Source organism: Lacinutrix himadriensis, from assembly GCF_001418105.1.
Taxonomy (GTDB): Bacteria; Bacteroidota; Bacteroidia; order Flavobacteriales; family Flavobacteriaceae; genus Oceanihabitans; species Oceanihabitans himadriense.
In genome coordinates this window covers 181,517-201,876 of sequence record NZ_LIQI01000027.1, presented here as the reverse complement: position 1 = coordinate 201,876, position 20,360 = coordinate 181,517, and the positions used below count along the sequence as shown (strand labels likewise).

The window sequence follows — 20,360 nt, the reverse complement described above, 5'->3', positions numbered from 1 at the left end:
TTACTATAAAAATACTAAAGTTTATTCAAATTCTATGTTATTTAATACTAATCCCGAAGCTGGAGCAATATAGTCCATCACTTCTGTACTTTCTGGTAGTAATGTTGCCCTAATATAATCTAAAGTAATTTCTCCTCTTCCTAATTTTATAAGTGCTCCCATCATTAATCTAATTTGATTTCTACCAAATCCTTTTCCTTTTACACGAAGCATGTATGTTTTTTCTGGGAAGAAATTTGCACTAAATACCGTATTCTCAACAAGCTCACAAGTACTAACTTCTCTAGTGTATAAACCTTCGTTTGTCGCTTTATAACAGTAGGTTTTAAAGTTATGCGTGCCCTGAAATAGGGTTGCTCCTTCTTCCATTGCTGCAATATCTAAATCCTCTAAAATGGTAGTTAAAATTGGCGCACAAAAAGGATGGCATTTTTCACCGTATGTAAAAAGGTATAAATATTCTTTTGTTTTAGAATGCTGAATAATATTGAATTCCGCATCAACTTCTTCAATAGATAATGCGCGAATATCTTGAGGTAAGTTATGGTTGAAGAGTGCTAGAAAAGCTTCTTGATCTTCAATAGGTTCATATAAAAAAAGCTCAAAAGCCGAAGCATTAGCAGAAACCATAGCATCTGTTCTACCAGAAGCTAAGGTTTTAAAACGCTTGCCTTCTAAAATGTAATTAAAAGTTCTGTCAATCATTAAATGCACTGTTTTCAATTTTGGCTGTTTTTGCCAACCATGAAAACGATAGCCTAGATATTGTACTTTGACTAGATAATAGTAACGTTTGTTAAACATATTTTAAGAATCTCTTTAAGCCGGCAAGTAACCTATTTTATTACATCTAACAAAATTTTTATAAATTGTAATACAAATAACTAACTAAAACTAAAAATTATGAATGAAGCAGCTAAAACAAAACCTCCAATTTGGTATTGGATTGTAAGTGTATTTGCTCTTATTTGGAACTTATTAGGAGTTGGCGCATATTTAGCGCAAGCATATATGGACAATGATACTCGTGCAGGACTAACAGAAACCGAACTTGCTATGTACGAAAATTTGCCTGCTTGGTATACCGCAGCATTTGCAATAGCTGTTTTTGCAGGAGCTTTGGGTAGTATTGCTTTATTATTAAGAAAAAAATGGGCATATATTATTTTTCTAATTGGCGCAATTGCTGTTATACTTCAAATGTCTTATGTAGTGTTCTCTTTAAAAATGACAAATGCAATGACTCCAATCATTATTATTGTGTCTATTGCGCTTGTTTTACTTGCGAAACATGCGACAAAAAAAGGATGGATTTCATAAAAACCACCAATTAACGAACAAACAAAAAAGGCTTCTAATTATTTAGATGCCTTTTTTAATTCTATTATTTTTCTCTAGTTTTTAAAACCGAAACTACATCTTCTAATTTATAACCTTTCGCTTGAAGCAACATTAAAAAATGAAATAGTAAATCGGCACTCTCGCTTAGAAATAAATCGTCGTTGTTATCCATAGCTTCAATAACCACTTCTACAGCTTCCTCTCCTACTTTTTGAGCTACTTTATTAATACCGGAAGCAAATAGGGAAGCTACATACGATTTTTCAGAATCTCCAGCTTTCACTCTACTTTCAATTGTACTTTCTAATTTAGAAATAAAACCGAAACTTTCTTTATTTTCTTCATCCCAACAGGTATCTGTACCTTTATGACAGGTTGGTCCAACTGGTTTTACCTGAATTAGTAAGGTATCGTTATCGCAGTCTAATTTATAATCTACCAGGTTTAGAAAATTACCACTCTCTTCTCCTTTGGTCCAAAGTCGTTTTTTGGTTCTGCTAAAAAAAGTAACCTTTTTAGTTTCTTTTGTTTTACTGAAGGCTTCCGCATTCATATACCCCAACATTAATACTTGTTTTGTTGTTGCATCTTGAATGATTGCAGGTACTAATCCGTCGTTATTTTTATTGAAATCTATTTCCATTATAATCGCACTTCTATGTTATTATTCTTTAATTCTTGTTTTAAATCTTTTATTTCAATTTCAGAAAAATGAAAAACACTAGCTGCTAAAGCTGCGTCTGCTTTCCCAATATGAAAAGCATCTACAAAATGCGCCATGTTTCCTGCACCACCAGAAGCGATTATAGGAATATTTAATTCTGTAGAAAGTTTAGCTAATGCTTCGTTAGCAAAACCGTTTTTAGTTCCATCATTATTCATGGATGTAAAAAGTATTTCTCCGGCACCACGTTCTTCTGCTTCTTTAGCCCAAGAAAATAAATCTAATTCGGTAGGAATACTTCCACCCGCAACGTGTACAATCCAATTTCCATCTACCTGTTTTGCATCAATAGCAACAGTAATACATTGGTTTCCGAATTTATTGGCCAATTCATTTATTAATTCTGGGCGTTTAATTGCCGAAGAATTTATAGAAACCTTATCCGCTCCAGATTTTAAAAGTGCATCTACATCTTCAATAGAAGAAATTCCACCTCCAACAGTAAACGGAATATTCACTTGCTCTGCTACTTTTAGCACCAAATCAGCATCGTTTTTCTACCTTCTAATGTTGCTGAAATGTCTAGTAAAACCAACTCATCTGCACCAAGAAGCGCATACTTTTTAGCAAGTAAAACAGGATCTCCAGCATCTCGTAAACCAACAAAATTAATACCTTTTACGGTACGTCCATTTTTAATGTCTAAACAAGGAATGATTCTTTTTGCTAGCATTTTAGTAGATGGTTTCTAAATCGGTTAAACGTATATTCCCTTCATATAAAGCTTTACCAATAATTACCGCTTCACAACCTATTTTTTCCAATAAGTTGATATCATCAATAGTAGTAACACCACCAGAAGCTATTAGTTTTATGGTTTGATTATTAGCAGAACAGCTTTCAAGCATCTTTTTATAAAGTTCTATAGAAGGACCTTCCAGCATACCATCTTTAGCAATATCTGTGCAAATAACATATTGAATGTTCTTTTTCTGGTAGCCTTGTATAAAAGGAATCACCTCTAAATTGCTTTCTTCCATCCAACCACTAATGGCTATCTTTTCATTTCTACAATCGGCACCAAGTATTATTTTTTGCGCTCCATATTTAGAAATCCAGTTATCAAAAGTATTCGTGTCTTGCACAGCAATACTTCCTCCTGTAATTTGTTTTGCGCCAGAATTGAAAGCAATATGTAAATCCTCATCTGTTTTTAATCCACCTCCAAAATCAATTTTTAAATTGGTTTTAGAAGCTATTTGCTCTAATACTTTATAGTTTACAATGTGTTTCGCTTTTGCTCCATCCAAATCTACTAAATGTAAATATTGAATTCCTGCTGCTTCAAACTGTTTGGCAACCTCTAAAGGGTTTTCATTGTATATTTTTTTGGTGTTGTAATCGCCTTTAGTAAGTCGAACACATTTTCCGTCTATAATATCTATTGCTGGTATTATTCTCATATTCCTTTTCCACGAAAATGGAAATCTCTTTTAATTAAACTTTTCTTTATACCTACAAGGTTTTAAAACCTCGAAGGACACTATAATGCTATAAAATTCTTTAATAATTGTTCTCCTGCATCACTACTTTTTTCTGGGTGAAATTGCACCCCATAAAAGTTATCTTTTTGCAATGCGGAAGCATATACTACATCATAGTCTGTTGTTGCAATACTTTCTTTACAATTTTCTGCATAAAAACTATGTACAAGATACATATAGCTTTTATCATTTATGTTTTTAAACAAATCGGATTTTAAATTACTAATAGTATTCCAACCCATTTGTGGCACTTTTACACTGGTATTGAAACGTTTTACATCTACATCAAAAATCCCTAATCCTTCGGCATTTCCTTCTTCTGTCGTTTTACATAGTAATTGCATACCTAAACAGATCCCTAAAACAGGCTGTGTTAGAGTCGGGATTAATATATCTAACTTACTTTTTCTAAGCATTTTCATTGCACTACTCGCTTCTCCTACTCCTGGGAAAATAATCTTATCTGCTGCTTTTATTTCTTCTGGGTTATTCGACAGAACCGCTTCCAATCCTAGTCGTTTAAAAGCAAACTGAATGCTTTTAATATTTCCTGCCCCGTAATCTATAATTACTATTTTCATTCTTCTCGATACTATTTTTCGTTCCCCAAAATCACTCGAAGTGATATTATAACATTCCTTTAGTAGATGGTAAAAACATTTTATTAGAATCGCGTTTTACCGCCATTTTCATCGCTTTAGCAAATGCCTTAAAAATACCTTCAATTTTATGATGTTCGTTGGTTCCTTCCGCTTTAATATTTAGGTTACATTTTGCGCCGTCTGTGAACGATTTAAACAAATGGAAAAACATTTCGGTTGGCATGTCTCCTATTTTCTCACGTTTAAAATCAGCTTCCCATTCTAACCAGTTTCTACCTCCAAAGTCAACAGCTACTTGTGCTAAACAGTCATCCATGGGCAAACAAAAACCATAACGTTCTATTCCTAATTTATTCCCTAAGGCTTTATTAAATAATTCACCCAAAGCAATCATGGTATCTTCGATGGTATGGTGTTCATCTACATTTAAATCCCCATCCACTTTAATCGTTAAATCCATTGCACCATGACGACCAATTTGGTCTAACATATGATCGAAAAAGGATAAACCAGTATCGATGTCATTTTTACCAGAACCATCTAAATTTAACTTAATGTAAATGTTGGTTTCGTTTGTATTTCTAGTAATCTCTTGAACACGATCTTCGAGTTTTAAAAATTCATATATTGCTTTCCAGTCGGTACTTGTTAAAGCAATAGCATCTAAAATGGCTTGTTTGGAAGTTTCAATTTCATCTGCTCCTAATTCTGGATTTTCAGATAAAAAGATTCCTTTGGCACCTAGGTTTTTAGCCAATTCCATATCTGTGATTCGGTCTCCTAAAACGAAAGAATTTTCTAAATCATAGTTTTCTTTATCCAAATACTTGGCTAGTAAACCAGTTCTTGGCTTACGAGTTTCTGCATTTTCATGTGGAAAAGTTCTATCGATACACACTTCAGAAAAAACAACACCTTCCTTTTCAAAAGCAGTTATTACTTTGTTTTGCGCAGGCCAAAAGGTATCCTCTGGAAAAGAATCTGTCCCTAATCCGTCTTGATTCGTTACCATAACCAATTCATAATCCAATTCTGAAGCTATTTTAGCCATATATTGAAATACTTTTGGGTAGAATTCTAACTTATCTAAGCTATCTAATTGATAATCTACTGGTGGTTCTAATACCAATGTTCCGTCTCTATCTATAAATAATACTTTTTTCATCTTTAGTTTCCGCGAAAGCGGTAATCTTTTAATTAATATTCTTTAATGCACTAATTAATTTCTCATTCTCTTCCTTAGTACCAACAGTAATACGAATACAATTTTTGACTTGTGTATTTCTATTACGAATAATTACTTTTTTTTCAATTAAATATTGATACGTTTTATTAGCATCATCCACTTCAACCAACAAAAAATTGGCATCTGTAGGATATACTTTTTTCACAATAGAAAGGGTACTTAAAGCGTCTTTTAACTTTGTTCTTTCTAAAAGAATGGTATCGATATTCTGAGTAACTTCTTCTACATTATTTATGCTTTTTAAAACCGCTTCTTGGTTTAAAGTACTCACATTATAAGGTGGTTTTACACGATTATAAAGTTTAATAATAGCTTCATTGGCATAGGCAACTCCTACTCTAACACCTGCTAAACCCCAAGCTTTACTAAAGGTCTGACTAATAATTAGATTATTGTATTTGTCTATCTTTTTAATGAAGGATGCTTGCGAACTAAAATCGATATAGGCTTCATCTACAATCACAATACCATTGAAATTTTCTAAAATATATTCTATATCCTCGGGATTAATACTATTTCCTGTTGGGTTATTTGGAGAACATATAAAAATAATTTTCAGCTCTTCGAAATCTAAATACGGTTGTAATTGATTAAGACTAATTTGAAAATCGTTAATTAGCGGCTGCTCTATAACCTCGATATTATTAATATTTGCAGACACATCGTACATTCCGTACGTTGGCGAAAAGGTTAATACCTTATCTTTTCCTGGTTCACAAAAAATACGAAATGCTAAATCGATAACTTCGTCACTACCATTGCCAACAAAAATCTGATTTGTTTCTACTTTTTTTATGGCAGATAACTTTTCTTTAATTTCTCTTTGTTGTGGATCTGGATACCTGTTTAAGTCTCCAAACGGATTCTCATTTGCATCTAAAAACACATCTGCAGTGCCTTTAAATTCATCTCTTGCAGAAGAATAGGCTTTTAATGCTTTTATGTTAGCTCTTACGAGATTGTTTATGTTGGAATTATTTTTCATATTTAATTCTAATTGGATTCCGCATCCAATGCGGAATGACAGCGTATTAACTTAAATCTTTTAAACGGATGGAAACTGCATTTTTATGTGCTTGTAAACCTTCGGCTTCTGCCATTAACTCAATGGTATTTCCAATATTTAACAATCCTTTTTTACTGATTTTTTGAAAGGTGATACTCTTTAAAAAACTATCTAAATTCACCCCAGAATATGCTTTACTAAATCCGTTAGTAGGCAAAGTATGATTAGTCCCAGAAGCATAATCTCCTGCGCTTTCTGGTGTATAATTACCTATAAAAACAGATCCTGCATTGGTAATATTATCGATAAAAAAATCGTTGTTTCTAGTGGCAATAATAAGGTGTTCTGCTGCATATTCATTCACAAAATCTAATGCTTCCTCCCGATTTTCAATTAAAACCGCTTTCGCATTTTGAAGAGCTTGTGTAGCAATCTCTTTTCTTGGTAACTCTAGAAGTTGTTTTTCTATTTCATCAGCTACTTCTGCAAGTAGTTCTTTAGTATCTGAAACTAAAATTACTTGGCTATCCGCTCCATGTTCTGCTTGACTTAACAAATCGGAAGCCACATAAGATGCATTCGCTGATGCATCTGCAATCACTAACAATTCACTTGGTCCCGCAGGCATATCGATTGCTATACCATGCTTTGTAGCCAATTGTTTTGCTACGGTTACGAATTGATTTCCTGGTCCGAAAATCTTAGACACTTTAGGAATACTTTGGGTTCCAAAAGTTAAACCAGCAATTGCTTGAATACCTCCTACTTTAAAAATTTTAGTAACACCACAAAGTTGTGCTGCGTATAAAATTTCATTTGCAATCTTACCTTCTTTATTTGGAGGTGTACATAAAACAATTTCTTTACAACCCGCTATTTGCGCAGGCACTGCAAGCATTAAGACGGTTGAAAACAATGGCGCTGTTCCTCCTGGAATGTACAATCCTATTTTTTGAATCGCACGTTTTTCTTGCCAACAAAGCACACCATTTGTAGTTTCTACTTCTACTTTCTTTGTTTTTTGCGCAGCATGAAATTTTTCAATATTTGCTTTTGCTTTACCAATAGCTACTTTTAAATTATCTGGTACTTGATTAGCGGCTTCTTCGATTTCTAAAGTAGAAACCTTCATAGTATCCAATACCACACCATCAAATTTTTCGGTATACTTCGCAATAGCTTTATCCCCATCTTGAGATATCTCACTAAATATTTCGGTAACTATAGACTCAATATCGCTAACCTTTTGCGTTGGTCTTTCTATAATAGCTTGCCAATCTTGCTTACTAGGATTTTCAATTGTTTTCATTTCTATTTGTCTTAAAGTCTTTGTATTAACCAGTAATTAAATCACCATGTTTTCAATTGGGCAAACTAAAATACCTTCGGCTCCATTTTCTTTCAGTTCATCAATTACTTCCCAAAATTCATTTTTATTAATTACCGAGTGAATGGAACTCCAACCTGTTCGTGCAAGAGGTAAAACGGAAGGGCTATTCATTCCTGGAAGGATATTGATGATTTCTTCTATTTTATCATTAGGAGCATTAAGCAACACATATTTGTTTTGTCTTCCTTTTAAAACCGATTGTAATCGAAACTGAATCTTATTTAAAATGCTTTTATTTTCCTCTGAAATTTGAGGCGAAACCGCAAGAACTGCTTCCGATTTTAGTAGTACTTCTACTTCTTTCAATCCGTTTTTAAACAAGGTGCTTCCGCTAGAAACAATATCTACAATAGCATCGGCTAAGCCAATATTTGGTGCTATTTCTACAGAACCATTAATGATATGCAATTGTGCATCTACATTATTTTTCTTTAAAAATTGATTAACGGTATTTGGATACGAGGTTGCAATACGTTTTCCTTGTAAATCTTGAATCGATTTGTAGGATGCTGATTTTGGTATGGCTATAGACACTTTACAAGTAGAAAACCCTAATTTTTCTACGACAGGAATACCTTCTCCTTTTTCAATAAGTACATTTTCGCCAATGATTGCAGCATCTACAATACCATCTTTTAGGTATTGTGGAATATCTCCATTTCTTAAATAAAATACTTCTAAGGGGAAATTTCTAGCCGAAACTTTTAATTGATCTTTTCCATTATCAATAGAAACACCAATGTCTTTAAGGAGTTTAAGAGAATCTTCGTTAAGTCTTCCTGATTTTTGAATTGCAATTTTTAATTTACTCATTATAATTTTTAATGTGTTTGAGTAAATCTTTAGGTATAAAAAAAACCGTTTGAGATGCTCAAACGGTTTTTAAAATATGTTGGTTTTATTCAATACACTTTTAGCTCGCTTGATTGCCAGTAGTAAAATGATGATGATGTAATTGAATAAAGTTCATTTCTGTTTTTATATATGCAAATATTGTAAAAATTAGTTTTTATATCCTAATTTATTGAAAATAAAATTTCATTTTTATGAAATTCTTAAAAATAAATATATAATTTATTGATTTCCTAATATAATTGGCATTCCAGAATCTCCAGAACCAATAATAATTACTTTACTGTTAGGTGATTCCGACAACTTTACCGTTGCTTCAATACCTTTATCTTGTAAAATTTTGTCTGTTAATGACGCACTTAAAATACGGTTTGACTCTGCTTTACCTTTCGCATCAATAATTACTTTCTCTGCTTCTTTTGAAGCTGTAACTAATCTAAACTCATATTCTAAAGACTCTTGTTCTTGCTTTAGTTTACGTTCAATAGCATCTTTAATAGTTGCTGGTAATTTTACATCCTCTACTAAAACTCTTTTTACTGTTAAAAACTGTCCGTCTAAAAGCGTTGTTACTTCTTCTAAAATTTCTTGCTCAATAACATCTCTTTTACTAGAATATAATTGTTCTGGCGTATATCTACCAACAACACTTCTTGCTGCTGCATTAATTGCAGGATCTAATAATTCTCTTTCGTAATCTGCTCCTTTGGTTTTAATTAATTTTCCAAGGTTAGAAAATTCTGGCTCATACCATATAGTTCCGAATACTTTTACTTCTAATCCATTAACGGAAAGCACATTCATTTCATCGGAAACCGATTGTTGACGTACCGTTTGCACTAACATATCATTCCAAGGTGCAACAATATGAAAACCTTCACCATACGTGTGTTCGGTATTAATACCATCTCCAAAACGTTCAAATAAAACACCACCTTCTCCTGGACCAATCGTCACTGCGGATTTAGAAATTAAAATGATTAAGAACACTAGTCCTACTATAAAAGGCACTGCAATTTTAGGTAATTTATCCATGTTTATTATTTATATTAATCCGTTATATTTTCTTAAAAACCACTCGATTGCTAAACTTAAAATTAGCAAGGCTAGCAAGTATTTGAAATCAATCAAAGGTACAACATTTTTACTGCTTTTCTGTATGGTAGCAAAGCGTTCATCCTTTAACAAATCATTAATCAGCGTATTTGTATTTGCAATAAAATAACTGTTCGCTTTTGTATTAGTAGCAACTTGCTGTAGCTTTGTTACATTAGCATTCAAAAATTGTTGTTCTATATTATATTCTAGAATTTGAAAGGATCCAGATTTTGAAATGTTTTCGTTTGTTGCTTTTACCGTAAAATCATAGGCTCCAGCAGTTAAATTACTTAAGTCGACTTGGTAATTATTTCCTTTTAAAATTAAAGGAAAAGTACTAGTTTCTTTCGTGTCCTTGTTTTTAACCGAAATATTTAAAGTTTCCTTTACATCAAACTCATAGTTTTTATTGAAGAATTGTGCTTTAACAATAACATTGGTATTGCCTTGATAAAAAGACTCGTAATCTACGTTTAATCTACTTCTGCGTTTATTGGAAGCCAAGTACTGCACAAGTTTACCAATAAAGTTATCGAAAGTATTAAAAGACTTGGTGTTTAAATAGCTTTGTGCTCTCCATTTCCAGATATTCTCACCAAAAAGTACCGCTTCTCTCCTGCCATTGGTTTCTAAAGTTACTAGTAATGGATCTTGTGTTTCTACACTTCCAACTTTTTTGTTTAAAATGGTTTCTACTGGAATGGAAAAAGTAGCATTACCAAAAGAAGATTGTAAAGGCGGAAAAGATTCAAAATCTAAATCGTCAACAATAAAGGTATTATAGTTTGTATTAAGACTTGCTTGATAATCTTCGGTCTGATTGGTTATATCGTTTTTAAAATCGGAAGTCATTTTATTCACAAAAGCATAGTCTGTTTTAGCCCCTAAAACTATAAATTTATTCGCGTTACTTTCCTTTAAACTTTCAAAAACAGGCTTAAACCTATTGTTTGGTTGATACAATATAACTAATTGAAAATTATCTTTTTGTGATAAATATTCATTTGGAGTAACAATAGAAACTTCCCGTTGCTCATTACTTTCAATGCTCTTTTTAAAAGCACCCAAATCTGGATGCATAAAATCGCTAATTATAGCAACATTTGTTTTCTGATCTATAACTTCTACAGCAAAGTTTTTGTAATTATTAATCGTGTTTTTTTCACTCTCTATAGGAATAATTTGTGCTTTATACGCTTGAACTCCTACTCGATTTGCAGGCAAGGTAAAGTTTAAAATTCTTGAATTATTGGTAGCACTGAAACTTACGTTTTCGGAATATACTGTAGCATTACCAGAAGTAACCACAAATCTTGATTTCACAATATTATTACCATTATAAGTAACAATGGTTTCGACAGGAAACTTATTTTTTAAAAAAGCATACTTGTTTACATTAAGCTGCTGTAGTTTTAAATCGGTGTAGGTAATGGTATCTCCTAGAATGACAGGAAATATGGGTTGTTTTACTTTTTCCGCAGAAAACACGTAGTCGCTACCATAGGTTTGGTTTCCGTCCGTTACTAAAAGGATTGGGGAAGTTGTGTTTTTATAAATCTGTAAAAAACTACTAAAAGCCTTATCAATATTGGTTTGTTTGTCTAAAAAAGTTAAAGAATCGGATGTTTCTATAGCGTTTCCGAAGGTAAAATAATCCAAATTAAATTTTTCAGATAGTTCCTTATTATTCTTAATAGAAGCTACTAATTGCAGGGTATTTTCTTTCTGATTTAAATGTGTTACCGAACTTGAATTATCTACAGCAACCACTAAATTAGGTTTTTCGGTATAGTAGCTAATTTTTTCAAATTTAGGATTGATAAGCAACAATAGAAGTGAAAAAATAGATATAAACCTTAAAAATGCAAAAAGAACACTTTTAGATGTTCTGTTCTTCTTTTTTAAACTATACTGAAATAGCGCTAGTGATAGCGCTATGATTCCAGCAAGTATGATGTATATAAGTATTTCTGTTTGCATTAAGAGACCTTTCGACTGCGCTCAAGGTGACATTTATAAACTATTAATAGTTGTTATTCCTTCTTAATAATATTGGGATTTAAGGAATGCATTAAGTCAACATTCCGCCATCTACGTTAATGGTTTGACCTGTAACATAAGCAGACATGTCGCTTGCAAGAAAAACACAAACATTTGCGATATCTTCTGGAGTACCACCACGTTTTAACGGAATAGCATTTCGCCAACCTTTAACTGTTTCTTCGTCTAGTTTTGCTGTCATTTCTGTTTCAATAAAACCAGGAGCAATCACGTTACTTCTAATATTTCTAGAACCAAGTTCTAAGGCTACCGATTTAGAAAACCCTATAATTCCTGCTTTAGAAGCAGCATAGTTGGTTTGTCCTGCGTTTCCTTTTACACCAACAACAGAACTCATATTAATGATAGAACCTTTACGTTGTTTAAGCATAGTACGTTGTACCGCTTTGGTCATGTTGAAAACTGACTTTAAGTTTACTTCGATAACCGTATCAAAATCTTCTTCGCTCATACGCATTAAAAGATTGTCTTTAGTAATTCCTGCGTTATTGATAAGGATGTCTATGCTTCCAAATTCTGCAACGACATCTTCGGCTAATTTTTGCGATTGATTAAAATCTGCAGCATTACTTTGATATCCTTTAGCCTTAACTCCTAAAGCTGTTAATTCTTTTTCTAGTTCGTTAGCAGCTTCCACAGAAGAGCTATATGTAAATGCTACATTAGCACCTTGTTGGGCAAAAACTTGAGCGATTCCTTTTCCTATTCCTCTACTAGCTCCAGTTATAATAGCTGTTTTTCCTTCTAATAATTTCATATGTAATAACTTCAATTAAGTTAGATTCCTGATTTTACAGAAATGATAATTTTAATTTAAACTTTAAAGCTTTTATTAAAGCCTCTTTATTCTATTCAAATATAATAAATACAAATTGCATCAAATAAAAAAACCTCACAAAATAATGTGAGGTTTTTAACATATATCTTATTGTTGCTTAGCCTAAAACTTCAGCAACTTTTTTACCAATCTCAGCTGGTGAATCCACAACGTGAATACCACATTCTCTCATGATTTTCTTTTTTGCTTGTGCAGTATCATCACTACCACCAACAATTGCTCCAGCATGTCCCATTGTACGACCTGCAGGTGCAGTTTCTCCTGCGATAAAACCAATTACTGGTTTCTTGCTTCCACTAGCTTTATACCAATTAGCAGCATCTGCTTCTAATTGTCCACCAATTTCACCAATCATTACTACCGCTTCTGTTTCAGGATCGTTAATTAATAACTCTACAGCTTCTTTAGTTGTAGTTCCAATAATAGGATCTCCACCAATACCAATTGCTGTTGTGATACCTAAACCTTGTTTTACAACTTGGTCTGCAGCTTCATAGGTTAATGTACCTGATTTAGATACAATACCAACTTTACCTTTTTTGAAAACGAAACCTGGCATAATACCAACTTTAGCTTCTCCTGGAGTAATAACTCCCGGACAGTTAGGTCCAATTAATCTACAATCTTTATCTTTAATATAAGCAGCAGTTTTAATCATATCTGCAACTGGAATACCTTCAGTAATAGTAATAATTACTTTAATTCCTGCATCTGCAGCTTCCATAATAGCATCCGCAGCAAAAGCTGGTGGTACAAAAATAATGGTTGTGTCTGCTCCTACTTTTTCTACAGCTTCTGAAACTGTATTAAAAACTGGTCTATCTAAATGTGTTTGACCACCTTTACCAGGAGTAACTCCACCAACAACATTTGTTCCGTATTCAATCATCTGTCCAGCGTGAAAAGTACCTTCACTACCAGTAAATCCTTGAACTATTATTTTTGAATCTTTATTTACTAAAACGCTCATTTATGTTTAGATTAAAATTGTTTAATATTTGTTTAAGAATTCTTTACTAAAAATTAAAACTCTTACTGCAAAAGTAAGATTTTGAAAAGAATTTTTAAAGTGATTTGTATTTTTATTTCTTAAAAAGAATTTAAACTTTCGGAGCTACTATCTGCTAGCTGACTCATTTGAAATCCTTTGATAATTTTATCGTCTTTCACTTCCCAAATAGTTGTAAAATGCGCTAAAGGCATTTCCTCATTAGGATTTTCGACAGTTGTAAAATAAGAAGTATAACGTATGGTCACCATGTTTCCCTCGGCTAATAAATGACTAGTTTCAAAACGCAATGTGTCGTACATTTTTCTAACTTCTTCAAAAACTAATTTTAAAGCTTCAAAGTCTAAAACGTTAAACCCTTTGCTACTATGCCAACTTAGGCTGCAATCTTTATGAAAACAAAGATCTACAGCTTCTGAATTATTTGCTAAATCTGAATTGTAAAATTTTTGAACAACTTCTTTAGGTGACATCTATTTATTTTTTAATTGTTGAACAATTTCAGGAATTTTCTTGATATAAGCTAATTCTTTTAATTTAACTCTAGCTTCTTCTACTGGAGTTCCAAAATAAGATTTACCTCCAGCTACAGATTTAGTAACACCTGTTTGGCCAAGAATTATCGCTTTTTCTCCAATGGTAATACCACTATTAGTACCAACTTGTCCCCAAATAGTGACTTCATCTTCAATAATACAACAACCAGCAATTCCGGTTTGTGATGCTATTAAACACTTTTTACCAATGATCGTATCGTGTCCAACTTGAATTTGATTATCTAGTTTAGAACCTTCACCAATGGTTGTATCTCCCGTAACACCTTTGTCAATAGTACAAAGTGCACCAATATCTACATTGTCTTTAATTACTACTCTACCTCCAGAAATTAACGGATCAAATCCTTCTGGACGTTTCTTGTAATAAAATGCAGAAGCACCTAAAATGGTTCCAGCATGAATGGTCACATTATTTCCAATTACCGTATCATCATAAATACTTACGTTAGAATGAATAATGCAATTATCACCGATAGTGACATTGTTTCCAATAAAACAGTTGGGTTGAATGATAGTATTTACACCAATTTTAGCAGAAGATGCAATTGCTACATTTGCGGCTTGAAAAGGTTTAAAATGTTGTGTTATTTTATTAAAATCTCTAAAAGGATCATCACTTATAAGTAACGCTTTTCCTTTAGGGCAATCTACTTCCTTATTGATTAACACAATAGTTGCAGCAGACTGTAATGCTTTATCGTAGTATTTTGGATGATCTACAAATACAACATCTCCACTTTCAACTACATGAATTTCATTAATACCTAAAACTTGAAAATTAGCATCTCCAACGTATTTACAATCAATTAAGTCTGCAATGTGTTTAAGGGTATGAGGTTTTGGGAATTTCATATATTCAGTTTACAGTTTTCAGTCCCAGTTTTCAGTCTTGTCAACTGCATACGGAGACTGTACACTGAATTTTTATTCTTTTACACGTTCTTTATACGTACCTTTTTCTGTTTCTACTTTTATCTTGTCTCCTTCGTTTATAAATAAAGGCACATTCACCGTTGCTCCTGTTTCCATAGTTGCAGGTTTTGTAGCATTAGTTGCTGTATTCCCTTTAATTCCAGGCTCTGTAGCTGTAACTTCAAGTATAACACTTGCAGGTAGATCTACAGAAAGAGGCATATTGTCTTCTGTATTAATAAGAACAGTTACAATTTCTCCTTCTTTCATTAATTCTGGTTTATCTAAAGCAGCTTCTAATAAACGAATTTGCGTATAATCTGCTTCGTTCATGAAGTGATAAAACTCACCATCGTTATATAAATATTGAAATTTATGTGTTTCTACTCGTACATCTTCTAATTTATGTCCTGCAGAAAAGGTATTATCTAATACTTTTCCACTGGTTACACTTTTCATTTTGGTTCTTACAAAGGCAGGACCTTTACCCGGTTTCACGTGTAAAAATTCAATGATTTTATAAATATCATTGTTATATTTTAAACAAAGTCCGTTTCTAATATCTGAAGTTGTTGCCATAGTATTTCCCACGAAAGTGGGTATCTTTTTAATTAATAAATTTTAATTTGATTTGAAGTATCCTTTCATAATACCACGATGTGAATTCTTAATAAATTGAAGAATTTCATCACGTTCATGCGTTGCTTCCATTTCTGCTTCAATTAAATCTGCAGCCTGTGTATTGTTATAATTTTTCTGATATAACATTCTGTATATATCTTGTATTTCTCTAATTTTTTCAGTTGTAAAACCTCTTCTTCTTAGTCCTACAGAATTAATTCCGACATAAGATAAAGGTTCACGACCAGCTTTCACAAAAGGAGGAACATCTTTTCTTACTAGAGATCCACCAGTTACAAAAGCATGATTACCAATAGAACAAAATTGGTGTACTGCAGTCATTCCTGCTAGTACCACATAATCACCAACAGTAATATGTCCTGCTAATGTACTGTTATTAGAAAAAATACAATTGTTACCAACCACACAATCATGTGCAATATGGCAATATGCCATTATTAAACAATTGTCTCCAATTACGGTTTTCATTTTATCTGTAGTACCACGATTAATGGTTACACATTCTCTAATGGTTACATTATCTCCAATAACGGTTAATGTATCTTCGTCTTTATATTTTAAATCTTGAGGAACACCAGAAATTACTGCTCCTGGAAAAATATTGCAATTTTTACCTATTCTGGCACCTTCCATGATAGTAACATTACTACCAATCCAGGTTCCTTCTCCAATTATTACATTATTATGAATGGTTGTAAAAGGATCTATAACAACATTCTTAGCGATTTTTGCTCCAGGATGTACGTAAGCTAATGGTTGATTCATTTTTTAATATTATTTTTTAAACCGGGAAAAATGTATTCGCAATTTAATGTTTTTCAATACAAATAAAATCGAATTATTGCTCGAGATGTTTGTATGTTTTATTATTTTACTTTAGATATTTGTGCCATCAATTCTGCTTCAGCGCATAATTTTCCGTTTGCATAAGCATAACCTTGCATATGACAAATACCTCTTCTAATAGGTGTTATTAAATCGCACTTAAAAATAAGTGTATCTCCAGGAACCACTTTCTTTTTAAATTTCACTTTATCAATTTTCATAAAGAAAGTTAGATAATTTTCAGGATCTGGAACGGTACTTAATACTAAAATCCCTCCTGTTTGTGCCATTGCTTCAACAATTAAAACACCTGGCATCACTGGAGCTCCAGGAAAATGACCTTTAAAAAACTCTTCGTTCATGGTAACATTTTTCATACCAAGCACATGAGAGTCACTTAATTCGAAAATTTTGTCAATTAATAAAAATGGTTGTCTATGTGGCAACATATCCATTATTTGATTGACATCCATTAAAGGTTCTTGGTTTAAATCAACATCAGGAACGTAATTACGTTTTTCATGTTTTATAATTTTAGAAAGCTTTTTGGCAAACTGTGTATTTATAAAATGTCCTGGTTTATTTGCTATAATTTTACCTCTAATTCTTGTTCCAACTAAAGCTAAATCACCAATAACATCTAATAATTTATGTCTTGCAGCTTCGTTAGGATGATGCAAAGTAAGATTATCTAAGATACCATTCGTTTTAACGGCAATACTTTCTTTATTAAAAGCTACTTTAAGTTTTTCCATAGTTTCTGGAGACAATTCTTTATCTACATATACTATGGCGTTGTTTAAATCTCCACCTTTAATTAATCCATGCTCTAAAAGCATTTCTATTTCATGTAAAAAACTAAAAGTTCTAGCGTTAGCAATTTCATCTTTAAAGTCTGAAATATGAGTTAACGTAGCATTTTGTGTACCTAAAACTTTAGTACCAAAATCTACCATGGTAGTTACTTGATATTCTTTAGAAGGCATTACAAGAATTTCGCTACCCGATTCTTCATCGGTATACGTAATAACATCTGTAACTACATATTCTTGTCTTGTAGCTTCTTGTTCTACAATTCCTGCTTTTTCTAGAGACTCAATAAAGAATTTTGAAGAACCATCCATAATTGGTGGCTCTGAAGCATCTAATTCGATAAGCACATTATCGATATCTAAACCAACTAATGCGGCAAGTACATGCTCGCAAGTTTGTATGGTTACGCCGTTTTTCTCCATACATGTACCACGTTGCGTATTTGTAACGTAGTTAGCATCTGCATCAATTACTGGTTCTCCTTCTAAATCGACACGTTTAAACTTAAATCCTGAATTCTCTAAAGCTGGTTTAAAGGTTAACTTTACATTTTCTCCTGTATGTAAGCCAACACCATTTAAAGACGTTTCGCTTTTTATTGTCTTTTGCTTAATTTGAGTATTAACTATTGCCATCTAATTTTTTTTCTATTTTGTTTATAGTTTTAACTATTTCTGGTAAGTTTTTAAAATGCACATAAGATTTTACATAATTTCCGTAATCTATAGCTGGTGAGCCATACAGTTTTTCGCCATCTTTTACACGATGACCAATTCCTGTTTGCGCTTGTACTTTTACATTATTTCCAATGGTTAAATGCCCTGCGATACCTACTTGTCCGCCAATCATGCAATATTTTCCAATTTTTGTAGAACCAGCAACTCCTGTTTGTGCTGCAATTACAGTATTTTCATCTATTTCTACATTATGAGCAATTTGTATTTGGTTATCTAATTTCACCCCTTTTCTAATGATGGTTGAACCAAGCGTTGCTCTATCTATTGTAGTTGCAGAACCAATATCTACATTATCTTCTATGATAACATTTCCTATTTGTGGTACTTTTTGAAACTCTCCATTTTCGTCTGGTGCAAATCCAAAACCATCTGCTCCTAATATAGCACCACTATTAATGACACAATTCTTTCCTACTTGAGTTTCAGAATATAACTTTGCTCCTGCAAAAATGATAGTATTATCACCAATAGTAACATTATCTCCAATGTATGCTTGCGGATAAATTTTTACATTATCACCAAGTTTTACATTCTCTCCTAAATAAGAAAAAGCGCCTAAATAGACGTTTTCTCCATAAGTAGCTGTTTCGGAAACAAAACTTGGATTTTCAATTCCTACTTTATTATTTTTTACCTCGTTGTAATATTCTAGAAGCTTTGAAAAAGATTTATATGCATCTTCTACTTTAATTAAAGTAGTTTTAATACTGTTTTCTGGTTCGAAAGTTTTATCAACTATGGTTATAGATGCCTTAGTAGAATATATATATGGTTTATATTTAGGGTTAGCAAGAAACGTAAGCGATCCTTCTGTTCCTTCCTCTATTTTTGATAGTTTAGAAACTTCAACATCTGGATTACCAACAATGTCTCCTTCTAAAATCCCTGCAATTTGTTGCGCTGTGAATTTCAAACTTTTTTGTTTAGTTTTTTGTAATTCTAGCAAAAATAAGAAAAATGTGCTAAAGTTTTTGCTTTGGATAGCATATATAATATTTAGTGACTGGTTTTGAAAGCGCTTTTAAGCTTAATTGATCGGAAGCTTTTACTATATCTTCAATCTTTCCGTTTTTATATAAAATATTAATTTTCTGCTTTTTTTGTTGGTATGCTTGGTTTGAGATCTCACCTGTGAATACAAAATAAGCTGCTTCCGCTTCTGTAATATTATGCGTATCCATAAGTTTTTGTATGTGTTGTTTTAGAATTTCTGGTTTGATTTTTTTCTTTTTCAACTTCACCTTTAATAAATCTCTATTTATTATCATTTGGCATAAGTTTTTCAACACAAAATCATCATGAAATTGCCACGCTTTCATTGCGGAAACAATATCATAATCATCCAACATAGCAAAGGTATCTAATGTTTCTTTGTTGAAATTATTTAAAGAAATTTCATTTTCTAAAAAGTATTGCAACGGTCTACTAGCGTCTAATTTTTCACCTTTAAACGTTAATTCTTTAGCTCTTTTTAAAACTCTAATTAATAATTGTTCTGCAGATAAACTTGTTTTGTGTAAATATACTTGCCAATACATTAAACGTCTAGCTACTAAAAACTTTTCTATACTATAAATCCCCTTCCCTTCTACTACAAGTGCATCGTCTACTACATTTAGCATGGTTATTAAACGTTCACTATTTATGTTCCCTTCGGCAACACCTGTATAAAAACTATCGCGTTTTAAATAGTCTGCTCTATCCATATCTATTTGACTGGATATTAGCTGACACATGAACTTTCTGTGATATTCTCCTTTAAATATATTAATGGCTAACGTTAAACTTCCGTTAAACTCTTTATTTAAAGTTTCCATGAAAAGCAGGGAAATTTCTTCATGAGATACATTATTTACAATACTATGTTCCATGGCATGAGAGAATGGACCATGACCAATATCGTGTAATAAAATAGCAATAAGCAGTGCGTTTTCTTCTTCAGTAGATATCTCAACCCCTTTAAAACGAAGCACTTGGATTGCTTTTTGCATTAAATGCATGCAACCAATAGCGTGCTGAAAACGAGTATGATGCGCTCCAGGATACACCAAATAAGACATGCCCATTTGTGTAATTCTACGTAGTCTCTGAAAGTATTTATGTTCAATTAAATCGAAGATTAACGAATTCGGTATAGTAATAAATCCGTAAATTGGGTCGTTTAATATTTTGAGTTTGTTTTTAGTATGCAAGCTTTAATTTTTTACAATTTTATAAACAAAT

Annotated in this window: 20 protein-coding genes and 1 pseudogene; 1 reads left to right on the top strand and 20 read right to left on the bottom strand. The window is 32.4% G+C overall.

Going from position 1 to position 20,360, the window contains the following annotated elements; translation table 11 throughout:
• Positions 1-21 precede the first annotated feature (21 nt).
• Positions 22-804: a tRNA pseudouridine synthase A gene (locus AMD28_RS14075; protein WP_055444777.1), complete on the bottom strand. Its 783-nt coding sequence runs from the start codon at positions 802-804 to the stop codon at positions 22-24.
• A gap of 99 nt (positions 805-903) precedes the next feature.
• On the opposite strand from AMD28_RS14075, the gene AMD28_RS14070 reads away from it, so the two are divergent.
• The gene (locus AMD28_RS14070) at positions 904-1,320 is read left to right on the top strand and encodes a hypothetical protein (protein WP_055444776.1); all 417 of its coding nucleotides are present in this window, start codon (positions 904-906) and stop codon (positions 1,318-1,320) included.
• Between the two features lie 64 nt (positions 1,321-1,384).
• Here the strand turns inward: AMD28_RS14070 and hisIE are convergent, their stop codons facing one another.
• From hisIE to AMD28_RS13975, 19 genes and pseudogenes are all read right to left on the bottom strand, one after another.
• Positions 1,385-1,984 (bottom strand): bifunctional phosphoribosyl-AMP cyclohydrolase/phosphoribosyl-ATP diphosphatase HisIE, encoded by a 600-nt coding sequence (gene hisIE / locus AMD28_RS14065; RefSeq protein WP_055444775.1) that lies wholly within the window; start codon positions 1,982-1,984, stop codon positions 1,385-1,387.
• Positions 1,984-2,738 (bottom strand): annotated as a pseudogene (hisF, locus tag AMD28_RS14060) (imidazole glycerol phosphate synthase subunit HisF). Before hisF ends, hisIE begins: the two are co-directional and overlap by 1 nt.
• Before the next feature lies 1 nt (position 2,739).
• Entirely contained in the window at positions 2,740-3,468 is a 729-nt protein-coding gene (gene hisA / locus AMD28_RS14055) for a 1-(5-phosphoribosyl)-5-[(5-phosphoribosylamino)methylideneamino]imidazole-4-carboxamide isomerase (RefSeq protein ID WP_055444774.1), read from the bottom strand.
• Positions 3,469-3,548: 80 nt separating this feature from the next.
• Positions 3,549-4,130, bottom strand: coding sequence for an imidazole glycerol phosphate synthase subunit HisH (hisH, locus tag AMD28_RS14050; protein WP_055444773.1), 582 nt, complete (start codon positions 4,128-4,130; stop codon positions 3,549-3,551).
• 46 nt (positions 4,131-4,176) lie between these two features.
• The gene (gene hisB / locus AMD28_RS14045; protein WP_055444772.1) at positions 4,177-5,316 is read right to left on the bottom strand and encodes a bifunctional histidinol-phosphatase/imidazoleglycerol-phosphate dehydratase HisB; all 1,140 of its coding nucleotides are present in this window, start codon (positions 5,314-5,316) and stop codon (positions 4,177-4,179) included.
• A gap of 28 nt (positions 5,317-5,344) precedes the next feature.
• On the bottom strand, positions 5,345-6,382 hold the full coding sequence (hisC, locus tag AMD28_RS14040) for a histidinol-phosphate transaminase (RefSeq protein ID WP_055444771.1): 1,038 nt from the start codon (positions 6,380-6,382) through the stop codon (positions 5,345-5,347).
• Positions 6,383-6,428: 46 nt separating this feature from the next.
• Complete coding sequence (gene hisD, locus AMD28_RS14035; protein ID WP_055444770.1) at positions 6,429-7,712, bottom strand: histidinol dehydrogenase; 1,284 nt, start codon at positions 7,710-7,712, stop codon at positions 6,429-6,431.
• Positions 7,713-7,748: 36 nt separating this feature from the next.
• A complete protein-coding gene (gene hisG, locus AMD28_RS14030; RefSeq protein WP_055444769.1) occupies positions 7,749-8,606 on the bottom strand; it encodes an ATP phosphoribosyltransferase in 858 nt (285 codons plus the stop codon).
• Positions 8,607-8,867: 261 nt separating this feature from the next.
• On the bottom strand, positions 8,868-9,680 hold the full coding sequence (locus AMD28_RS14025; protein ID WP_055444768.1) for a prohibitin family protein: 813 nt from the start codon (positions 9,678-9,680) through the stop codon (positions 8,868-8,870).
• 9 nt (positions 9,681-9,689) lie between these two features.
• Entirely contained in the window at positions 9,690-11,723 is a 2,034-nt protein-coding gene (locus AMD28_RS14020; RefSeq protein WP_055444767.1) for a hypothetical protein, read from the bottom strand.
• A gap of 91 nt (positions 11,724-11,814) precedes the next feature.
• The gene (gene fabG / locus AMD28_RS14015) at positions 11,815-12,561 is read right to left on the bottom strand and encodes a 3-oxoacyl-[acyl-carrier-protein] reductase (RefSeq protein ID WP_055444766.1); all 747 of its coding nucleotides are present in this window, start codon (positions 12,559-12,561) and stop codon (positions 11,815-11,817) included.
• 178 nt (positions 12,562-12,739) lie between these two features.
• A complete protein-coding gene (sucD, locus tag AMD28_RS14010; RefSeq protein ID WP_055444765.1) occupies positions 12,740-13,612 on the bottom strand; it encodes a succinate--CoA ligase subunit alpha in 873 nt (290 codons plus the stop codon).
• Positions 13,613-13,731: 119 nt separating this feature from the next.
• Entirely contained in the window at positions 13,732-14,124 is a 393-nt protein-coding gene (locus tag AMD28_RS14005; RefSeq protein WP_055444764.1) for a nuclear transport factor 2 family protein, read from the bottom strand.
• Positions 14,125-15,060, bottom strand: coding sequence for a UDP-3-O-(3-hydroxymyristoyl)glucosamine N-acyltransferase (locus AMD28_RS14000; protein ID WP_055444763.1), 936 nt, complete (start codon positions 15,058-15,060; stop codon positions 14,125-14,127).
• A 72-nt stretch (positions 15,061-15,132) separates the two neighbouring features.
• On the bottom strand, positions 15,133-15,699 hold the full coding sequence (efp, locus tag AMD28_RS13995) for an elongation factor P (protein WP_055444762.1): 567 nt from the start codon (positions 15,697-15,699) through the stop codon (positions 15,133-15,135).
• A gap of 42 nt (positions 15,700-15,741) precedes the next feature.
• Positions 15,742-16,527 carry an acyl-ACP--UDP-N-acetylglucosamine O-acyltransferase gene (gene lpxA / locus AMD28_RS13990; RefSeq protein WP_055444761.1) on the bottom strand — a complete coding sequence of 262 codons (786 nt, stop codon included), beginning with the start codon at positions 16,525-16,527 and terminating at the stop codon, positions 15,742-15,744.
• Between the two features lie 101 nt (positions 16,528-16,628).
• Positions 16,629-18,035 (bottom strand): bifunctional UDP-3-O-[3-hydroxymyristoyl] N-acetylglucosamine deacetylase/3-hydroxyacyl-ACP dehydratase, encoded by a 1,407-nt coding sequence (locus AMD28_RS13985; RefSeq protein WP_055444760.1) that lies wholly within the window; start codon positions 18,033-18,035, stop codon positions 16,629-16,631.
• A complete protein-coding gene (gene lpxD / locus AMD28_RS13980) occupies positions 18,022-19,050 on the bottom strand; it encodes a UDP-3-O-(3-hydroxymyristoyl)glucosamine N-acyltransferase (protein ID WP_055445048.1) in 1,029 nt (342 codons plus the stop codon). Before lpxD ends, AMD28_RS13985 begins: the two co-directional genes overlap by 14 nt.
• Before the next feature lie 49 nt (positions 19,051-19,099).
• Positions 19,100-20,329, bottom strand: a complete 1,230-nt coding sequence (locus AMD28_RS13975) for an HD domain-containing protein (protein WP_055444759.1) — start codon at positions 20,327-20,329, stop codon at positions 19,100-19,102.
• Positions 20,330-20,360 lie beyond the last annotated feature (31 nt).

What these genes read in the sequence shown, in the direction of transcription:
- AMD28_RS14075 (WP_055444777.1), bottom strand. Translation starts at nt 804, where the DNA reads ATGTTTAACAAACGTTACTATTATCTAGTCAAAGTACAATATCTAGGC.
- AMD28_RS14070 (WP_055444776.1), top strand. Translation starts at nt 904, where the DNA reads ATGAATGAAGCAGCTAAAACAAAACCTCCAATTTGGTATTGGATTGTA.
- hisIE (WP_055444775.1), bottom strand. Translation starts at nt 1,984, where the DNA reads ATGGAAATAGATTTCAATAAAAATAACGACGGATTAGTACCTGCAATC.
- hisA (WP_055444774.1), bottom strand. Translation starts at nt 3,468, where the DNA reads ATGAGAATAATACCAGCAATAGATATTATAGACGGAAAATGTGTTCGA.
- hisH (WP_055444773.1), bottom strand. Translation starts at nt 4,130, where the DNA reads ATGAAAATAGTAATTATAGATTACGGGGCAGGAAATATTAAAAGCATT.
- hisB (WP_055444772.1), bottom strand. Translation starts at nt 5,316, where the DNA reads ATGAAAAAAGTATTATTTATAGATAGAGACGGAACATTGGTATTAGAA.
- hisC (WP_055444771.1), bottom strand. Translation starts at nt 6,382, where the DNA reads ATGAAAAATAATTCCAACATAAACAATCTCGTAAGAGCTAACATAAAA.
- hisD (WP_055444770.1), bottom strand. Translation starts at nt 7,712, where the DNA reads ATGAAAACAATTGAAAATCCTAGTAAGCAAGATTGGCAAGCTATTATA.
- hisG (WP_055444769.1), bottom strand. Translation starts at nt 8,606, where the DNA reads ATGAGTAAATTAAAAATTGCAATTCAAAAATCAGGAAGACTTAACGAA.
- AMD28_RS14025 (WP_055444768.1), bottom strand. Translation starts at nt 9,680, where the DNA reads ATGGATAAATTACCTAAAATTGCAGTGCCTTTTATAGTAGGACTAGTG.
- AMD28_RS14020 (WP_055444767.1), bottom strand. Translation starts at nt 11,723, where the DNA reads ATGCAAACAGAAATACTTATATACATCATACTTGCTGGAATCATAGCG.
- fabG (WP_055444766.1), bottom strand. Translation starts at nt 12,561, where the DNA reads ATGAAATTATTAGAAGGAAAAACAGCTATTATAACTGGAGCTAGTAGA.
- sucD (WP_055444765.1), bottom strand. Translation starts at nt 13,612, where the DNA reads ATGAGCGTTTTAGTAAATAAAGATTCAAAAATAATAGTTCAAGGATTT.
- AMD28_RS14005 (WP_055444764.1), bottom strand. Translation starts at nt 14,124, where the DNA reads ATGTCACCTAAAGAAGTTGTTCAAAAATTTTACAATTCAGATTTAGCA.
- AMD28_RS14000 (WP_055444763.1), bottom strand. Translation starts at nt 15,060, where the DNA reads ATGAAATTCCCAAAACCTCATACCCTTAAACACATTGCAGACTTAATT.
- efp (WP_055444762.1), bottom strand. Translation starts at nt 15,699, where the DNA reads ATGGCAACAACTTCAGATATTAGAAACGGACTTTGTTTAAAATATAAC.
- lpxA (WP_055444761.1), bottom strand. Translation starts at nt 16,527, where the DNA reads ATGAATCAACCATTAGCTTACGTACATCCTGGAGCAAAAATCGCTAAG.
- AMD28_RS13985 (WP_055444760.1), bottom strand. Translation starts at nt 18,035, where the DNA reads ATGGCAATAGTTAATACTCAAATTAAGCAAAAGACAATAAAAAGCGAA.